The sequence below is a fragment of the Cobetia sp. Ld8 genome, from assembly GCF_045066615.1.
Lineage (GTDB): Bacteria > Pseudomonadota > Gammaproteobacteria > Pseudomonadales > Halomonadaceae > Cobetia > Cobetia amphilecti.
Genome location: NZ_JBISHF010000008.1, coordinates 389,612 through 406,567 on the forward strand (window position 1 = coordinate 389,612; position 16,956 = coordinate 406,567).

15 protein-coding genes are annotated in these 16,956 nt (G+C 66.2%); 2 read left to right on the forward strand and 13 right to left on the reverse strand.

Features of this window, described 5'->3' with window-relative positions; genetic code table 11:
- The 6 genes from ACJJV2_RS12595 to ACJJV2_RS12620 form a co-directional block, all read right to left on the reverse strand.
- The gene (locus ACJJV2_RS12595; RefSeq protein ID WP_043331884.1) at positions 1-399 is read right to left on the reverse strand and encodes a biopolymer transporter ExbD; all 399 of its coding nucleotides are present in this window, start codon (positions 397-399) and stop codon (positions 1-3) included.
- Positions 392-1,015, reverse strand: a complete 624-nt coding sequence (locus ACJJV2_RS12600) for a MotA/TolQ/ExbB proton channel family protein (protein ID WP_082388107.1) — start codon at positions 1,013-1,015, stop codon at positions 392-394. The genes ACJJV2_RS12595 and ACJJV2_RS12600 overlap by 8 nt, the downstream gene beginning before the upstream one ends.
- The gene (locus ACJJV2_RS12605; protein ID WP_405281346.1) at positions 1,008-2,459 is read right to left on the reverse strand and encodes a MotA/TolQ/ExbB proton channel family protein; all 1,452 of its coding nucleotides are present in this window, start codon (positions 2,457-2,459) and stop codon (positions 1,008-1,010) included. Before ACJJV2_RS12605 ends, ACJJV2_RS12600 begins: the two co-directional genes overlap by 8 nt.
- Entirely contained in the window at positions 2,459-3,370 is a 912-nt protein-coding gene (locus ACJJV2_RS12610) for a DUF3450 domain-containing protein (RefSeq protein WP_235506905.1), read from the reverse strand. The genes ACJJV2_RS12605 and ACJJV2_RS12610 overlap by 1 nt, the downstream gene beginning before the upstream one ends.
- A 321-nt stretch (positions 3,371-3,691) precedes the next feature.
- A complete protein-coding gene (locus ACJJV2_RS12615) occupies positions 3,692-4,618 on the reverse strand; it encodes an electron transfer flavoprotein subunit alpha/FixB family protein (RefSeq protein WP_043331885.1) in 927 nt (308 codons plus the stop codon).
- Entirely contained in the window at positions 4,615-5,367 is a 753-nt protein-coding gene (locus ACJJV2_RS12620; protein ID WP_405281351.1) for an electron transfer flavoprotein subunit beta/FixA family protein, read from the reverse strand. The genes ACJJV2_RS12615 and ACJJV2_RS12620 overlap by 4 nt, the downstream gene beginning before the upstream one ends.
- Positions 5,368-5,960: 593 nt before the next feature.
- Between ACJJV2_RS12620 and ACJJV2_RS12625 the strand changes: the two genes are divergently transcribed.
- Positions 5,961-7,604, forward strand: coding sequence for an electron transfer flavoprotein-ubiquinone oxidoreductase (locus tag ACJJV2_RS12625; RefSeq protein WP_405281353.1), 1,644 nt, complete (start codon positions 5,961-5,963; stop codon positions 7,602-7,604).
- 227 nt (positions 7,605-7,831) lie between these two features.
- Positions 7,832-9,067: a dicarboxylate/amino acid:cation symporter gene (locus ACJJV2_RS12630; RefSeq protein WP_405281356.1), complete on the forward strand. Its 1,236-nt coding sequence runs from the start codon at positions 7,832-7,834 to the stop codon at positions 9,065-9,067.
- Between the two features lie 116 nt (positions 9,068-9,183).
- On the opposite strand, the gene ACJJV2_RS12635 is transcribed toward ACJJV2_RS12630, so the two are convergent.
- The 7 genes from ACJJV2_RS12635 to tmk all read right to left on the reverse strand — a co-directional run bounded on the left by ACJJV2_RS12635 (position 9,184) and on the right by tmk (position 16,929).
- Positions 9,184-10,125, reverse strand: a complete 942-nt coding sequence (locus tag ACJJV2_RS12635) for a sulfurtransferase (RefSeq protein WP_405281359.1) — start codon at positions 10,123-10,125, stop codon at positions 9,184-9,186.
- Positions 10,126-10,256: 131 nt separating this feature from the next.
- Positions 10,257-12,806 (reverse strand): ATP-dependent helicase, encoded by a 2,550-nt coding sequence (locus ACJJV2_RS12640; protein ID WP_405281362.1) that lies wholly within the window; start codon positions 12,804-12,806, stop codon positions 10,257-10,259.
- A gap of 106 nt (positions 12,807-12,912) precedes the next feature.
- Positions 12,913-13,542 (reverse strand): DUF1285 domain-containing protein, encoded by a 630-nt coding sequence (locus ACJJV2_RS12645; protein WP_405281365.1) that lies wholly within the window; start codon positions 13,540-13,542, stop codon positions 12,913-12,915.
- A 42-nt stretch (positions 13,543-13,584) separates the two neighbouring features.
- Complete coding sequence (locus ACJJV2_RS12650; RefSeq protein ID WP_405281368.1) at positions 13,585-14,418, reverse strand: TatD family hydrolase; 834 nt, start codon at positions 14,416-14,418, stop codon at positions 13,585-13,587.
- A gap of 110 nt (positions 14,419-14,528) precedes the next feature.
- Entirely contained in the window at positions 14,529-14,879 is a 351-nt protein-coding gene (locus ACJJV2_RS12655) for a PilZ domain-containing protein (protein ID WP_043331891.1), read from the reverse strand.
- A 278-nt stretch (positions 14,880-15,157) separates the two neighbouring features.
- The gene (locus ACJJV2_RS12660; RefSeq protein WP_405281371.1) at positions 15,158-16,183 is read right to left on the reverse strand and encodes a DNA polymerase III subunit delta'; all 1,026 of its coding nucleotides are present in this window, start codon (positions 16,181-16,183) and stop codon (positions 15,158-15,160) included.
- Entirely contained in the window at positions 16,180-16,929 is a 750-nt protein-coding gene (gene tmk, locus ACJJV2_RS12665) for a dTMP kinase (RefSeq protein WP_084589254.1), read from the reverse strand. Before tmk ends, ACJJV2_RS12660 begins: the two co-directional genes overlap by 4 nt.
- Between the last annotated feature and the right edge of the window lie 27 nt (positions 16,930-16,956).

The following is a 16,956-nucleotide window of genomic DNA, read 5'->3' on the forward strand; positions in this document are numbered from 1 at the left end:
TCATTCGCCTTTCGAGGCGGCGACCGCGATGTCCTGCACACCCGCGTTGCGCAGTGCATCCATCGTCTCGACCAGCAGACCGGTCTGTGAGCGGCTGTCGGCCTGGATCACCACCGGCTGACCATCGGCAAGATCGGCCACGGCGTCGCCGACGCGATGGGCATCCACCGGCTTGCCGTCGACCCACACCGCGCCCTCGGCGGTGATGGCGACCATGACCGCCGCGTCAGGGCGCGCCGTGGCATTGGAGGCTTCCGGACGCTGGATCTCGACCCCGGACTCCTTGACGAAGCTGGTGGTGACGATGAAGAAGATCAGCATGATGAAGACGACATCCAGCATCGGCGTCAGATTGATCTCGCCGCTGTCTTCCGCGGCCTCCATGCGACGTCTACGCATGTGGTGTCTCGCTTGTATCAGAGGAGGAATCAAAGCCGTTCGCAGCGGACATGCCGGAACGTGCATCATCGACGGCGCGCGCCAGACGGTCGTGCAGACGCTGGTCTTCACGACGCACCACGCGCTCGAAACGCGTGACGAACATCAGGCCCACCACCGCGACCGCCATGCCGGCCAGCGTCGGCAGCGTGGCGCGAGCCACACCATCGGCCATGGCACGCGCCTGGCCGGTGCCGGCGATCGCCAGCGAATCGAAGACATGGATCATGCCGGTCACGGTGCCCAACAGGCCTGCCAGCGGACAGATCAGCACCAGCAGCTTGAGCCACGGCAGCGGCGCGCGCAGGCGTGACAGCAGCTCACGGGTCAGCACTTCGCGATGGGTGAGCGCCGACCAGCTGTGGTGTTCGCTGCGCGCCACCCAGTCGTGGATCAACTGCTGACGCGCCGGACGATGCACGAGCCGCCAGTAGAGACCGCGTTCCAGCGCCAGCCCGAACAGCACCATGGCGATCAGGCAGATCACCACGATCAGCGGGCCACCGCTTTCCACCAGCCGCATCACTGGCGCGAAGCCACCGCTCAGCAAGGAAGAGGCGGCCAACGAATCAGGCATGCTCGGTATCCCGCTGACGCGCCGCCGCGCTGACAGCCTTGCTCGGGGCGCGCTTCTCGAGGTGATCGGCCAGACGTGCACTGGCGCGACCCTCGAGGCGGCCCATCAGGCCCTTGGACAGACTGGAAAGTCCGGTCTGGGCGAACAGCAGCGGCACGGCGGTCACCAGACCCAGCACGGTGGTCACCAGCGCCTGGGAGATACCGCCGGCCATCAATTTGGGGTCGCCGGTACCGAAGACGGTGATCGACTGGAAGGTGCCGATCATGCCGGTCACGGTGCCCAGCAGACCCAGCAGTGGCGCGATGGCAGCCAGCAGCTTGACCAGCGCCTGGCCACGCTCGAGCCTGGGCTGCTCGGCCAGCAACGCCTCGTCGAGACGGGCCTCGAGCGCTTCCGGCTCGTGATCATGTCGCATGCCTTCAAAGCGATGCAGCACACGGCCCAGCGGGTTGTCGTCACTGAGCTGGCTCAGGTCGGCTTCCTGACGCTTGACCGCCCGGCGGGTCAGCGACAGACGCACCAGCTGGATCAGCGCGATGATCAGGCCCAGCACGCCAAGACCGACGATGACATAACCGACGGCACCGCCCTGCTTGAGGCGCTCACCGAGACGCGGCGCCCGCGCCAGTGCCTGGGTGACATCGCCACCGGTGGGATCGAAGCTCAGACGATCACTGTCGCCGGCATCGAAGGCCGCCAGCTGCTTGCGAATACGCAGCGGCGTGGTGCCCGCAAGGCCGAGGGTGTCCAGCGCCGAGGGGCCATCCACGGCCTTGTCTTCCGACAGCGGCGCCAGCAGGTGGCGACCACTGAAGGCCATCTGCTCGCCGACGCGCACGATCTCACGCGGCTTGATGCTGCCATCCGGCCCGGCCAGCGGTGCCTGGAAGCGCAGTGCGCGACCGCTTTCGGTGGCGATGCTGCGGATGTCCGCGGTCAGGGCGGCGAGTCGCTCGCGGCCCGGCACCTCATCGCGCGGCCCCAGGTCCGGCAGACGCGCCTGGCCGCCGACCAGCAGCCAGTTGCCCGCCAGTGCTTCACGCGTCTCGCGGGCATGCTTGCGCGCCACCTCGAACACCTGACCGAGGTCGCCCTGCTGGGCCTGACGCTCTTCGTCCAGACCGCTGAGGGTCGCCTGTTGTTCCTGCGCCTCGGCTTCGAGGGTCGCGCGCGTCTCACGCAGGCTGTCACGCCGCGCCTCGGCCTCGCTGACCGCCGCTTGCAGTGCCTCGCGATCCGACAACAGGGTGTCGAGACGCGCCTGATCGCGGCCTTCGGCCTGACTGGCGGCCTGTTCGAACTGCTCGACGCTCAATGACTGCTCGGCACTGCCGGTCGCCGCCAGCACGGCGGGAGACGACAACGTCAGCAGCCCCAGGGTGCCGGCCGTCAGCAACAGGCGTGACAGAGACGCACGTGGCGCTTGTGAATTCGTCGCCATCAGCTGGACTCCTGCGCGGTACGGGTAGTGGTGGTACGTGTGCTGGTGACTGCCGCGGCAGCCTGATCGGCGCTCTCGAGCGCGGACTGCGACAGGCGCCCCTTCGGAGCCAGCTCGACGTCCTCGACCGGCACCGACAGCGGCAGGGTCACCAGTGACGGTGCCTGCTGGTCACGCGCCATGCTGATGCCCTTGCGCAGCGCCTCCAGGCCGCTGTCATCCAGCACCTGCCAGCTGCCATTTCTGGCCTGCCAGGCGCCACCATGCTGACCATCCAGCGTCAGATAATAGAGGCCGACGCGGCCGACACGCAGATACTGCACCTCGGTGTCTTCCCCACCGACAAGTCCTGCGCGCCAGGTATCGAAGCCCTGACCGTAGCTCAGCTCCTGCTGCCAGGCGTTGAGCAGCTGATCGAGGCGCTCGTCATTGCTCAGGCTGGCATTGGAGAGGTTGTCACGCAGACGCTGGACGCGCGCGAGACGCTCGTCCTTGAGAAACGGCAGATCCTGCTCGATGAAGTCCGCCAGCTCCTCGACCTGCTGACGCAGCAGGCCCGGCAGCGACTCGCGCGTGGCCTCGAGATTCTCCAGCGCCGTGCGCTGACGCTCGATACGCGCCGCGCGGTCAGCATTCAGCGGCGTCAGTTCCGCGGTATAGCTTTCCAGACGCGCGGCTTCCTGACGCGCTTCACGCAGGCGCACCAGCAGCGCGCGCGTCTCGTCATCGGCGGCGTCGATGCGCGCCTGCAGCTCACGCTGGGTTTCCTGATGAGTGGCGGCACTGTCACGCAGTGTCTCGGCATGCGCCGGCAATGCGGTGGCTGTCAGCGGTGCAAGCAGCACCAGCGCCGGGAGCAGGCCGCCAAGGGCTCGCACGCACGGGAAGGGGAAAGAAGTCGAACGCCGCACGGACATCTCCTGAAGAACTAGGCTTGGTTGCATCCTCGGTCGCCTGCCAGGCCGCTAGTGGCTTCCGAGTGGAAATGCAAATCACTGGCATGGACGGTATTACAAACAAGAACAATTATCAATTGATCTTGCCTCGCTCTGCCTCATCAGCAGGCCCTGAAACCTGCAATGCAGCGTTGCACTTTTCTCCTAACGCTTTCTCCCCTGCCCTCGCCCCTACCCTTGCCCGCAGACACAAAAAAACGCGACCCGCCGAAGCGGGTCGCGTTGATTGGCCAGGGCACCTTGCGGTGTCTCGGCCTCAGCCTTGCGGGGCGTTGCTCAGAGCTTGCCTTCCAGCTCCGGCAGTACCTCGAACAGATCGCCGACCAGGCCGTAATCCGCGACCTGGAAGATCGGCGCTTCGTCGTCCTTGTTGATCGCGACGATGACCTTGGAGTCCTTCATGCCCGCCAGGTGCTGGATCGCCCCGGAGATGCCGACGGCGATGTAGAGGTCCGGCGCGACGATCTTGCCGGTCTGGCCGACCTGCATGTCGTTGGGCACGAAGCCGGCGTCGACCGCTGCGCGAGAGGCACCGATGGCGGCGCCCAGCTTGTCGGCGATACCGTTGAGCAGCGCGAAGTTCTCACCGTTGCCCATGCCGCGGCCACCGGAGATCACCACCTTGGCGGAGCCAAGCTCGGGGCGCTCGCTTTCGGCCAGGGTTTCCTCGACGAAGCTCGAGACACCTGCATCCTCGACCACGTCCACGGCCTCGATGGCCGCCTGTCCGTCGAGCGCGACCGGATCGAAGCCGGTGGCACGCACGGTGATGACCTTGAGCACATCGTCGCTCTTGACGGTGGCGATGGCGTTGCCGGCGTAGATCGGGCGCTGGAAGGTATCGGCGCTCTCGACGGCGATGATCTCGGAGATCTGCGCCACGTCCTTCAGTGCCGCGACACGCGGCATGAAGTTCTTGGCGGTGGTGGAGGCGCTGGACAGCACATGGCTGTAGTCATCGGCCAGCGCCACGACCAGTGCCGACAGGTTCTCGGCCAGCTGATGGGCGTAGACGGCATTGTCGGCGACACGCACACGCGCGATGCCGGCAAGCCTGGCGGCCTGCTCGGCGACGGCGCCTACACCCTCACCGGCGACCAGCACATCGATATCGCCACCGATGGCGGTTGCGGCTGCCACGACACTCGCGGTGCTGCTGGTCAGCTGGCCATCATGATGATCGGCAATGACGAGAATGCTCATGAGATCACCTTTGCTTCGTTCTTGAGTTTGTCCACCAGCTCATCGACGGAGCCGACCTTGATGCCGCCCTGACGCTCGGCCGGCGGCGTGACCTTGACCAGCGACACCTTGGAGGCCGTGGAGACACCCAGCTCTTCCGGCGTCTTCACATCCAGCGGCTTCTTCTTGGCCTTCATGATGTCCGGCAGCTTGGCGTAGCGCGGCTCGTTGAGGCGCAGGTCAGTGGTAACCACCGCCGGCAGGTTCAGCTTGACGGTCTGCAGGCCGCCATCGATCTCGCGGGTGACGTTGACGCTCTCGCCATCGACCACCACCTCGGAGGCGAAGGTGCCCTGCCCCATGCCGGTGAGTGCCGCCAGCATCTGACCAGTCTGGTTGTTGTCGGCATCGATGGACTGCTTGCCGAGAATCACCAGGCCGGGCTGTTCTTCCTCGACCACCCTGGCCAGCAGCTTGGCCACGGCCAGCGAGTCGACGGCGTCATCGGTCATCACCTGTACGGCGCGATCGGCACCCAGCGCCAGCGCGGTACGCAGCTGTTCCTGGGCGGCCTTCGGGCCGATGGTGACGGCCACGACTTCGGTCGCCACACCCTTTTCCTTCAGGCGCACCGCTTCTTCCACGGCGATCTCGCAGAAGGGGTTCATGGCCATCTTGACGTTGGTCAGATCGACGTCAGACTGGTCAGCCTTGACGCGAATCTTGACGTTGTAATCGATGACGCGTTTCACCGCGACGAGTACTTTCATGGTGTCCTCGCTGATTTCTCATGGAGTACCAGTGACCGTGAGGCCGCCAGCGCTCGATTCATGCAAGCGTTTGATAGGTGAATATCTTCCACAGATGACCGTGATGACAAGTGTCTCGCCACGATATCCGCTGGCCCCCGACGGATGAAGTCAGCCAGACCGGCGTGGTTTTCACTCTCCGGGCGCCGCCATTCTCATGCGGGCATCTTGCGCAGAATTGGTTGCCGGGGTCAAACCTGACAATCACTCTCAACACGCCCGAGCGTGAAACCCATCGGGCGATTTCCTGCAACGCCCCCGGTGGCTATTACGTCAGACCCAAGCATAATAAACAAACGGTCGTTTTAAATGCTACTGTTGCGGCATGCTATGCGGCTGCTTCGCGCCAGCGCCTTGTGTCGAGCGGCCGATCGTCCGTGCAGGACATGGCGTACCAGCGTGAGTCGCACCCCTATTTTCACTCCGACGAGTCGTGCCCTGACGCACGCCACGTCGGAGGTTCACTGCCCAGCGAACGGCCATGGTCGTTCGTGACACGCCCGCCCCGCCGGATCCGCGGGGCCCTGACGGCGCAAAGATTGAGGAGACGGGTCATGGAACGCGAATTCATGGATTTCGACGTGGTCATCGTCGGTGCCGGCCCTTCCGGCCTGGCGGCGGCCTGCCGACTGATGCAGCAGGCCAACGCGGCCGAGAAGGAGCTGACGGTCTGCGTGGTCGAGAAAGGTTCTGAAGTCGGCGCGCACATCCTGTCCGGCGCCGTGCTCGAACCGCGTGCACTGACCGAGCTGTTCCCCGACTGGGCCGAACGCGGCGCACCGCTCAAGACGGCCGTCACCCGTGACGAGGTCGTGCTGCTCAAGGATGACCAGAAAGCGCAGGTCATCCCCAATGCACTGGTCCCCAGGACCATGCACAACGACGGCAACTACATCATCAGCGCCGGCAACCTGACGCGCTGGCTGGGCGAGCAGGCCGAGGAGCTGGGCGTCGAGATCTTCCCGGGCTTCGCCGCCCAGGAAGTGCTGCATGGTGAAGATGGCACGGTGCGCGGCATCGTGGTCGGTGACATGGGCGTGGCCGCCGATGGCAGCGAGAAGGATGGCCACATGCCGGGCATGGAACTGCGCGGCAAGTACACCCTGTTCGCCGAGGGCTGCCGTGGCCACCTGGGCAAGCAGCTGATCTCGCGTTTCTCGCTCGACAGCGAAGCGGATGCCCAGCACTACGGCATCGGCTTGAAGGAGCTGTGGGATGTGCCCGCCGAACAGCATCAGCCAGGACTGGTGGTGCACGGCAGCGGCTGGCCGCTCAAGGGCAACGCCGAAGGCGGCTTCTTCCTCTATCACACCGATGACCAGCAGGTGGTGGTGGGCCTGATCGTCGATCTCGCCTACGACAATCCGTACCTGTCGCCCTTCGATGAATTCCAGCGCATGAAGCAGCACCCGACCCTGGCCCGCCATCTCGAGGGCGGCAAGCGGGTCTCCTACGGGGCGCGCGCCATCGCCAAGGGCGGCCTCAACTGCCTGCCCAAGATGAGCTTCCCGGGCGGCCTGCTGATCGGCTGTGACGCCGGCACCCTCAACTTCGCCAAGATCAAGGGTCTGCACACCGCGATGAAGTCCGGCATGCTGGCGGCGGAAAGCGTGTTCGACGCCATCAAGGGCGGCGACGAAGGCGGTGAAGACCTGGTCGACTTCGGCAAGCGCTTCAAGGACAGCTGGGCCTATGAGGAACTGGACGCCTCGCGCAGCTTCGGCCCGGCCATGCACAAGTACGGCTCCTTCCTCGGCGGCGCCTACAACTTCCTCGACCAGCTGACAGGCGGCCGCCTGCCGACCCTGCATGACACCACGCCGGACTACGCGCGCATGCGCCCGGCGGCTGAATGCACGAAGATCGAGTACCCCAAGCCGGACGGCAAGCTGTCCTTCGACAAGCTGTCCTCGGTCTTCCTCTCCAACACCAATCACGAGGAAGACCAGCCGTGTCACCTGCGCCTGTCCGACCCGGAACTGCCGGTGCGTGACAACCTGCCGCGCTACGCCGAGCCCGCCCAGCGCTACTGCCCGGCCGGTGTCTACGAGATCGTCGAGGAGGCCGGTGAGCCGCAGTTCCAGATCAACTTCCAGAACTGCGTGCACTGCAAGACCTGTGACATCAAGGACCCGGCGCAGAACATCACCTGGGTCGCGCCGGAAGGCGGTGGTGGCCCCAACTATCCCAATATGTAAGCCTCTGCTGCCCGCCAGCTGACAATGCCGCCGCGGCCCTGCCGTGGCGGCATTGTCGTGTCTGGCTCTCCTCATCTCCCAGCGCCGCGCCTGCGGACGCCTTGCGCCCCACGGGCGCTTCTTGTGTTATTCCAAAAAAATCTCAAAGCGATTGTTGATATAACAGCTTCCCGGTAGCACATTAGCCTCCCTCGAATTCAGACTCACGCCATCGCTTCGGAGCCACCATGTCCGTCACACGCCAGATACTGCTCGCCCTGGGGCTGGGCATTCTCAGCGGCCTTGCCCTGAACGCCGGGGCAGGCGCTCTGCCCGAGGGCAGCGTCGCCTGGCTCGACAGCCACCTGCTGACGCCGGTGGGCCAGATCTTCCTGCGCCTGCTGCAATTCGTGGTGGTGCCGATGGTGTTCGGCGCCCTGATCATGAGCCTGACCAACCGCGAAGGCGGCGCCGATGTCGGTCGCCATGCCGGGCGCCTGCTGGGCAGTTACGTGGTCACCAGCGCCGTGGCGCTGACACTGGGCATGCTGGTCGCGCATTGGTTGACGCCGGGCAGCGGCGCCGAGAGTCTGGTGGATTCAGCACCTGAAGGCCGCAACGCCGACAGCATCGCCCAGTGGCTGGTGGGCCTGGTGCCCAACAACCCCTTCACCGCACTGGGCGGCGGCGGCCTGCTGCAGGTCATCTTCGCGGCCGCCCTGATCGGGCTGGCGATGCGCGCCCTGCCGGAGGAAAGCGCGCCGCTGCATCGCGTGATCGAGAGCGGTTACACCGTCAGCCTCAAGGTGCTGTCCTTCGTGCTCAAGCTGGCGCCGGTGGGGGTCTTCGCGCTGATCACCTCGGTGATCGCCACCCAGGGGCTGGACCTGCTGATGCGCCTGGGCATGTACGTGATCGGCCTGATCATCGCGCTGGCGCTGATGGCACTGCTCTATCTGGTGCTGCTGGCCGTCACCGGTGCCCGCCCGCTGGCCTTCGTGCGCCATTTCGGCCAGAGCTTGGGCTTCGCCTTCGGTACCGCAAGTTCCGGCGCGACCCTGCCGCTGGCGCTGGGCAATGCCCGCGACTACGGCATGAATGAATCCCTGGCCAGCTTCGCGCTGCCCTTCGGCACGGCGCTCAAGCGTGACGGCGCCGCCGTGCTGCAGGGCTTCAATGCGCTGTTCGTGGCCCAGCTGTTCGGCATCGATGTCACCACCTCGCTGGTGATCACCGTGTTCACCACCGGTCTGCTGGTCAGCTTCTCGACGGCTGGCGTGCCGGGTGCGGGGCTGGTCGCGATGACCACCGTGCTGGGCGCGGCAGGGCTGCCGCTGGAAGGCGTGGCCGTGGTCGCCGGGGTGGACCGCTTCACCGATGGCCTGCGCACCGCCCTCAACGTGATGGGCAACTGCGCCAACGCCGCCCTGCTGGAGCGCTTTGATTCGCGCAAGCCCGCTGCTGAGCCCAAGTCGCAAGCGTAAGCACGCACGCACGCAAAGAGTCAGGCAAAACGCCCCACAGACGACAACGCCCGCCAGAGAAACCTCTGGCGGGCGTTGTCATGTCTGAAAGGCAGTCATCGCGCTAGCGCGTGCGGCTACTTCTCGCTGGCCTCACCGGCGGCAACCGGGCGCGCGGGATCACTGATCCAGTCGCTCCAGGAGCCGGCATACAGGCGCGGCAGCGGCAGCCCCGCGATCGCGAAGGCCAGGATGTTCTGGCAGGCGCTGATGCCGGAACCGCAATAGGCGATCACCTCACCCTGCGCCGGCAGCAGACTGCGCAGCTCACGCATCAGGCTCATGCGGTCCTTGAAGCGGCCATTGGCTTCCAGATTGCTGGGGGTCGGCCGGCAGAATGCCCCGGGAATATGGCCTGCCACCGGATCGACCGGCTCCTGCTCACCGCGAAAACGCGCCTCGCCGCGGGCATCCAGCAAGCTGTCATCCGTGGCGGCCACCTCCTGGGCGCTGACCAGCAGGCTGTCATCAAAGCTCGGCTGCCAGTCGCTGGGTGTGGGGCTCACCGGTTGGGCAGGCGCACGCTTGAGCTCGCCCATGGCCTGATTCCAGGCCTGGATGCCGCCATCCAGCACCCGCACATCCGGATGCCCGGCCCAGGTCAGCATCCACCACAGCCGCGCCGCCGCCATCTGCCCGCCCATGTCGTCATAAACCACCACCTGCTGCTCGGGCGTGATGCCGAGGCGGCGGAACAGCTCGGCCGTCGCCTGATGTGACGGCAGCGGATGCCGCCCGCCCACGCCGTCCTCGCGCACGGCGACCGAGAGATCGCGGTCCATATCGACATGGATGGCCCCGGGCAGATGGCCTTCACGCCACAGGCGCTCGCCGGCTTCCCCATCGTCGAGACGCGCACGGCAATCCAGCACCACGGGCGACTTGAGGCCCGCCATCGCCAGCTGGGTCACCAGCTGACTGGCATCGATCAGGGGCGCCTGGCGCTGGTCCGGCACCAACAGCGATGAGGCGGAGACGGAGGCTGCCGCCAATGCGGCAGGATCAGGATACTGAGCCATGGGAACTCCTTTTCGGGCAGACGAAGATGCGCTGCAGGCATGATGGTGCTCGGCGCAAGGCTTGGCAATCGCGCTGCCTTGTCGCCCGAATCTCAAGTCCATTGTCACAAGGGTCACAAGGGTCACAAGGGTCACAAGGCTGTCAGCGGGGCACGCGTGGCGATCAGGCGGCGCTTGTTGCCATCGGCGAAGCGCACCTCGATCAGCGGATTGGCCTCATTGCCCGAGACCTCTTCGATTACCCCCTCCCCGAAGCTCTCGTGACGCAAGCGCTGACCGACTTCCCAATCACCGACGCGTCGCAGCACCGCCGGCTCGCCGCGTGGAGTGCGATTGCCCTGTCGAGCGCCGCGAGCATAGGTGCCGCCCGAGCTGGACTGGCCTTGCGCAGCCGACTTGCTGGCCGGCTTGCCCGGGGACTTGGCGACCTTCTTCGGCAGCGCTTCCAGCGTCGGCGGTGTGATGCCGTGACGTGCCAGAGGCAGTCGCGCCAGATAGGCCTCGCCAAGCGCCGGCGCCGCCACACGCAGCCGCTCGTCGTTGTCGGTCGCTGACTCGCGGGCGTCCTCATCGCCGTACTCGGCCTGCAGACGGGCGAGCTTGGCACGCTTGCCGGCACCGTGAATCCAGTCACCGAGGCGGGTGCAATCCTCCACGCACAGCTCGGCCAGGAAGCGGCTTGGCGTATGCGTGCCGCCGTCACGCCACAGGTGCAGCTGCTCGCGAGCACGCGTCACGCCGACGTAGCACAGGCGTCGCTCCTCCTCGAGGCGCTCCGGCGACAGCGGGTTGTCACGCGAGTAGGCCGGGAAGTCTTCCTCGTTCATGCCCCACAGCCCCACCAGCGGCCACTCCAGCCCCTTGGCCCCGTGCACCGTGGTGATCAGCACGCCGTCGGCGGCGTCCTCGACCGGATTGCGCAGCAGATTGATGAAGGCGTCGGGGTCATTGGCCAGTTCCCCTGCCTGCTCGATCAGCACATCCAGCAGGCGCACATCCTCCTCGCCCTTGTCACGCCGGGCCGCGGCGCGGCGCAGCACCTTGTCGGCCTCCAGCTCATCGACCACATGGCGCAGCAGTCGCGCAGGTGCCCAATCGCCCAGCGAGGGCAGATCGCACAACAGCTTCCAGCGCTTGTGCAGATTGCGGCGTTGCAGCGGCTTGAGCCCCTCGAGGATAGGGTCCTCCTTGCGTGGCCAGCGCTGGCTGTCGGCCAGTTGCTGACACAGACGCTCGAGGCGCTCGCGCGCGACGAAGGCGGTGGGCTGGGTGAACAGCAGTAGCAGGTGCGTCGGGTCGCGCAGACGCGTGGCATCACGCGCCAGCTCCAGATAGCCCGCCAGCGCCTGCACCAGCGGCAGGCGGAACACGAAGCGATCCCCCTGCCCCAACCGGAAGGGAATGCCGGCCTTGAGCAGCTGCAACTGCACCGGCACCGACAGCGCCCAGCTGCGCACCAGCACGGCGGCCTCGGCGCCACTGCGTCCCGACTCTCGCCAGGCCGTGAGCGCCGCGACCAGACTGGCGGCACCCTGGCCTTCGAACAAGCGCGTCGCCGGCGTGCCGGGCGCAGCCAGACACAGCTGGTCCGGACGGCGCGCATTGGCGGCGATGGCGTGATTGGCCGCCAGCGCCAGACGATGACCGTGGCGGAAGGTGTAGCTGAGCGGGAAATCCAGCGGCGCGGCAAAGCTCTCGGCAAAGCGCGTCAGCATGTAGTCAGGCCGCGCGCCACGCCACTCGTAGATGCACTGGTTGGCATCCCCCACGGCCATGACTTCTGCCATGGCGCCGGAGGCTGCGGGCGACGCTTCGCCGGGCGAGGCAGCTTGATCGGGCGAGGCCTCGCCGGATGGCGCACCCGCCAGCAGTGCCAGCATGCGCTGCTGCGCCTCATTGATGTCCTGATACTCATCGATGATGACGTGCTGCAGATGCCCCTGGATGCGCGCGCGGGTCTCGGGCTCCTTCTCCAGCTGGCGCAGCGGCCGGTAGAGCAGATCGGCATAGGTCATCTGACCGTACTGCTCGAGCAGCTGCTCAAGCTGAGCGAAGGACTCGACGAAGTGGCCGGTGTGCTCGCCGAGATTCATGCGCTCATACAGCAGCGTCGGCTCGCACATCTCGGCCTTGACCAGATCACAGAACTGGGCGAGCGCTTCGAGGCGCTCGCCCTCGAGCGCTGCCTCACGATCGGCGCGATCGGCATCGCCCAGCGCACGCTGGGCGGCCTGCTTGAGCAGACGCTCCAGCGCCCAGTCCTGCTGGATGAGTTCACGCGGCTCGAGGCTGCCCCAGCGCACCAGGGTGGTGGTCAGGCGATGGCCGATGGAGTGGAAGGTGCGAATGTCGGGCAGCCGTGTGCCCGGCGGGGCCGACTGCGCCAGCTTGGCGACGAAGTCCTCACGCGCCGAGCGGTTGAACATCAGCACCAGAATCCGCTGCGCCGGAATGCCTTCCGCCAGCAGACTCAGCACCCGCGCCACCAGCGTGGTGGTCTTGCCCGACCCCGCCACCGCCGCTACCCGCGCATGCCTCCCACGATGCGCCACCACGGCGCACTGCTGATCCGTCAGCCGTTGCGTCAGCTGATCGACGGCCAGCGCCAGTGGCGATGCTGCAACATCTGGCCCGGAGGTTGCGGTGCTGTCGGGCTCGATGGGAGGAAGTGGTGACGACATGAAGACCTGCAATGGCTGACGGCGAGAGAAAAGGAGCGAAGCAGAACGCGAGGGGCATACGGAAGAGAGAGCAGAAGGCGGCAAGTTCAGACACGCTCAGACAGGTTCAGACCTCGACCTCATCGGCCGCCAGCTGTCCCAGAATCTGGAAGCGCCCGCCGCTCATGAAGCCGAGTGTCAGGCTGCCGTCTTCCTGTTCATGCGTCTCGGCGCTCTCGAGCAGCCGATAGTAGAGGTTGCGGTGCAGGCGCGCGGCAAGACCGAAGCGCACCGGCACTTCCGGTAGCCACAGGCCGTCCGGCGTCTCGCTCAGCGTCAGGCAGGTCTCCCCTTCCAGTCGCACGACATCGCCCTGATCGGTGACCAGCTGCCAGACGTCCGGCTGAGGCTCTGCCTGTCCTGGCTCTGGCTGACCGAGCTCAGCCGGCGCAGAATCGCTCTCGACGCGGGAGCAGTCCACCGCCAGGAAGGGGCGGTCCTCGACCTGGATGGTGACCTTTTCCGCCGGCGTGACCAGGCAGTAGCTGCCATCGGGCTCGCGGCGCAGGACACGCGACAGCATGTGCACCAGTCGCGCACGGCCGATGGGCGTGCCCTCGTGTATCCAGCGCCCGTCGGCGCAGATGACGAGGTCCATCTCGCCACAATGCGCCGGGTGCCATTGATCCACCGGCGGCAATGCCTTGCCGCTGGTGGCCTTGTCGCCCAGCTGAGTGAGGATGGCGGCTGGATTCATGACGTTCCCTCCCTGGTGGTCAGATCATGCGGGGTGCCACGCTCAATCGATGAGCATACCGCTGCTGGCCAGCGCTTCGCGAACGTTGTCCGGCGCTTCCGGCGCGGCGGCGCGGAGCAGGCGATAGAAGTTGGCGGTGGTCTGCATCGCCAGCTCATCGACGGTGATGCCGCGCTCGGCGGCGATGCATTCGGCGACCTCGACCACATTGCCCGGCACATTGGAGGTGCCACGGTACGGCACCGGCGCCAGATAGGGGCTGTCGGTCTCGATCAGCAGGCGGTCCAGCGGGATGGCGCGCGCCAGCTCGCGGACGTGTTCGGCGTTGCGGAAGGTGACGATACCGGAGATGGAGACCATGAAGCCGTGGCCCACCGCGACGCGCGCCATGTCGAGATCTTCGGTGAAGCAGTGCAGCACGCCACCGACAGCGGGGTCCGTGTGCTGCTTGATCAGCGCCAGGGTGTCTTCGCGCGCCTCACGGGTGTGGATGATCACCGGCAGCTCGAGCTCACGCGCGGCGATCAGATGACGCGTGAAGCGCTCGTACTGCAGCTCGCGGCTGACGCTCTCGTAGTGATAGTCGAGGCCGGTCTCGCCGATGGCCACCGCGCCGAAGCGCTCGGCGCACTTCTTGATGTCCTCGACCGTGGGTTCCGGGTCGACCTGGTGCAGCGGATGCACACCGGCGGAAATCACCACATCCTCATGCTGCTGGGCGATGGCCGAGATCTCGGGCACATCGTCGAGCGTGACGGCAATGGCGAGGAACTGGTGCACGTGACGGGCGCGCGCGGCGTCCAGCACAGCCTCGAGGCTGCCGCCGTGCTCTTCCAGTTTCAGACGATCAAGGTGGCAATGCGAATCGACAAACATCCGGAAACTCTCACTACTGATGGCCACGCGCTGCGCGGCGAAAAACGTGCTCGACCGGCGGGCGCCCATGGCACTGCCGGTCGAGATGATGAAACGACGCTGCGCTCGCGCTACAGCGTATAGGTCGCGTGACCCTTGCCGAGCATGCCGGCCAGGTGGTTCTCGATATGGTCACGCACCTGGCGGTCCTCTTCACTGAAGTGGATGCCGATCCCGGCAGTGCGCCGGCCACTGACGCCCTGCGGGGAAATCCATACCACGCGCCCGGTGACCGGAATGCGCTCGGATTCCTCAGGCAGGGTCAGCAGCAGATAGACTTCCTGGCCCATGGTGTAGCGCTCGGTGGTCGGCACGAAGATGCCGCCGCGCACGAGGGTCGACATGTAGGCGGCCAACAGGGTCTTCTGATCACGAATGGTCAGCGAGAGCGCCTTCTGACCTTGCTGTGGAGCGGTATCCATCCTTCACCTCCGGCCGGTCTCCCGGCACATGCAGTCCCGTGACGAGCGTCAGCGCTCACATGAGGGCTCACGCTGCGTATCAATGCGTATTCTTCGGCCATTGCCTGCTGTTATCTGACGCAGGGCGAGCAAGCGGCCTGGCTGGCTTCAGTCTAGCCTGCCCGCCTTGCCTCGCGCAGCCTCGTGGCTTTCCACGCGGACCTTTGCTCATAACCTTCCTCAGCTCTTCGCTCAGTGCTTCACTCGGGCCATCACGCCAGAAAAAGCCAGCTGCGCATTCAGGAGCGCAGCAAGGCGGCCCAACGCACCAGCCAGGCTTCCAGCACCAGCTGAGGGTTGGGGTTGCCGCCCGCGGCCAGCAGACGGCGCTGCTCGCGGGCGAAATCCAGCAGCTTGAACCAGTCCTGGGTGCGCCCGTTCTTGACCGCCTGTCTCAGCAGCGGCTCAAGACTGGGGTCACGCAGGTCGCTGGCGTTGCCGGACAGGCCCATGCGAATCAGGTCTTCCAGCCAGGCAATACCGTACCACAGCACCTGCGCCAGCGGTTGGCGCTCCAGTCGCCACGCCTCGGCCACCGGCTCGCCACCGCGCACCAGCGCATCGAACAGCTCGCGCAAGGCCTGACGCAGCTGACGCTGCTCCGCCTCGCCAAGACGCACCGCCAGCTGCGGCAGTCCGCCCGCCATGCGCAGCAGAGCCTGAGCATCCTCGCCCAGCTGCTGCGTTAGCCACGGCAGGCTCTCTTCGGCGGGCGGAATCACCAGCGGCCATTGCTGACAGCGCGAGCGAATGGTCGGCAGCACCCGTGACGGCATGTCGCTGAGCAGAATGAACAGCGTATTGGCGCCGGGTTCCTCGAGGCTCTTGAGCAAGGCGTTGGCCGAGGCGATGTTCATCGACTCCGCCGGTTGCAGACGGATGACGCGGTAACCACCCTGCTGGGCCGTCTGGGAGACGAAGCGGTTGACCTCTCGGATCGGGTCGATGCGGATCATCTTGCCGACATCCTGCGGCGCGACCGCCATCAGATCAGGGTGATGCCCCGCCGCCAGCATATGACAGCCATGACATTCACCACAGGCCGCCACGCCGGGCTTGCCCTGGGCGGTGCGACACAGCACGCGGGCGATCATCGCATCGGCCAGCTCATGCTTGCCAAGCCCCGACGGCCCGCTGAGCATCACCGCATGCGGCAGGCGACCATTGTCGTGTACCGCGGTGAAGTGTTGCCACAGCGAATGCTGCCACGGCAGCGGCGAGAAGCTCGAAAGCGTGACACCACTACTGACGTCTGATGCACTCATGGCTGCTCATCCGTGGGAGTGTTCGCCTGCCAGGCCGCCACGCGAGCCGCCAGCACCGCCGCGATATCGGCTTGCACGGCTTCAAGCGACTGACCGGCATCGATGGTGGCAAAGCGCTCGGGGTCGGCGTCACGACGCATGTGATAGCCGACACGCACCGCCTCGAAGAACTGCTCGGCTTCCTGCTCGATGCGGTCGGCGCCTTCACCGGTCTCGGCGCGGCGAGCGGCCAGGCGGCCACGTGCCGCCTCGACCGGCATGTCCAGCAGCAGGGTCAGGTCCGGCTGCAAGCCTTTCTGCACCAGGGATTCCAACGCCGAGATATCGGCCAGCGGCAGGTTGCGGCCACCGCCCTGGTAGGCAAAGGTCGCGTCGGTGAAACGATCGCACACCACCCAGGCACCGCGGGCCAACGCCGGGCGAATGGTCGCGGCCAGATGCTGGGCACGCGCGGCGAACATCAGCAGAAGTTCGGCATCATCACTCAGCGACTCGGCCGGCGCCGGGTCCAGCAGCAACTGGCGAATGGCTTCCGCTCGCTCGCTGCCACCCGGCTCACGCGTGCGCACGACCTCGAGGCCATGCGCCTCGAGCTCGGCGACCACGAAGGCGACATTGGTGCTCTTGCCGACGCCTTCACCGCCTTCCAGCGTGATGAAGCGACCAGCGGGCGAAGCCTGAGTGGCCGCCGCGCTGGCGGCGTGGCGAGAAGACGTCGTGCTTGATGCGCTCGGACGTGAAGACATGATGTTTCCTGATTCAGACAGCAGATG

Coding starts and splice junctions, on each gene's coding strand:
- ACJJV2_RS12635 (WP_405281359.1), bottom strand. CDS start 10,125: ATGGCTCAGTATCCTGATCCTGCCGCATTGGCGGCAGCCTCCGTCTCC.
- ACJJV2_RS12655 (WP_043331891.1), bottom strand. CDS start 14,879: ATGGATACCGCTCCACAGCAAGGTCAGAAGGCGCTCTCGCTGACCATT.
- ACJJV2_RS12625 (WP_405281353.1), top strand. CDS start 5,961: ATGGAACGCGAATTCATGGATTTCGACGTGGTCATCGTCGGTGCCGGC.
- ACJJV2_RS12600 (WP_082388107.1), bottom strand. CDS start 1,015: ATGCCTGATTCGTTGGCCGCCTCTTCCTTGCTGAGCGGTGGCTTCGCG.
- ACJJV2_RS12620 (WP_405281351.1), bottom strand. CDS start 5,367: ATGAAAGTACTCGTCGCGGTGAAACGCGTCATCGATTACAACGTCAAG.
- ACJJV2_RS12650 (WP_405281368.1), bottom strand. CDS start 14,418: ATGTTTGTCGATTCGCATTGCCACCTTGATCGTCTGAAACTGGAAGAG.
- ACJJV2_RS12605 (WP_405281346.1), bottom strand. CDS start 2,459: ATGGCGACGAATTCACAAGCGCCACGTGCGTCTCTGTCACGCCTGTTG.
- ACJJV2_RS12640 (WP_405281362.1), bottom strand. CDS start 12,806: ATGTCGTCACCACTTCCTCCCATCGAGCCCGACAGCACCGCAACCTCC.
- tmk (WP_084589254.1), bottom strand. CDS start 16,929: ATGTCTTCACGTCCGAGCGCATCAAGCACGACGTCTTCTCGCCACGCC.
- ACJJV2_RS12630 (WP_405281356.1), top strand. CDS start 7,832: ATGTCCGTCACACGCCAGATACTGCTCGCCCTGGGGCTGGGCATTCTC.
- ACJJV2_RS12595 (WP_043331884.1), bottom strand. CDS start 399: ATGCGTAGACGTCGCATGGAGGCCGCGGAAGACAGCGGCGAGATCAAT.
- ACJJV2_RS12645 (WP_405281365.1), bottom strand. CDS start 13,542: ATGAATCCAGCCGCCATCCTCACTCAGCTGGGCGACAAGGCCACCAGC.
- ACJJV2_RS12615 (WP_043331885.1), bottom strand. CDS start 4,618: ATGAGCATTCTCGTCATTGCCGATCATCATGATGGCCAGCTGACCAGC.
- ACJJV2_RS12660 (WP_405281371.1), bottom strand. CDS start 16,183: ATGAGTGCATCAGACGTCAGTAGTGGTGTCACGCTTTCGAGCTTCTCG.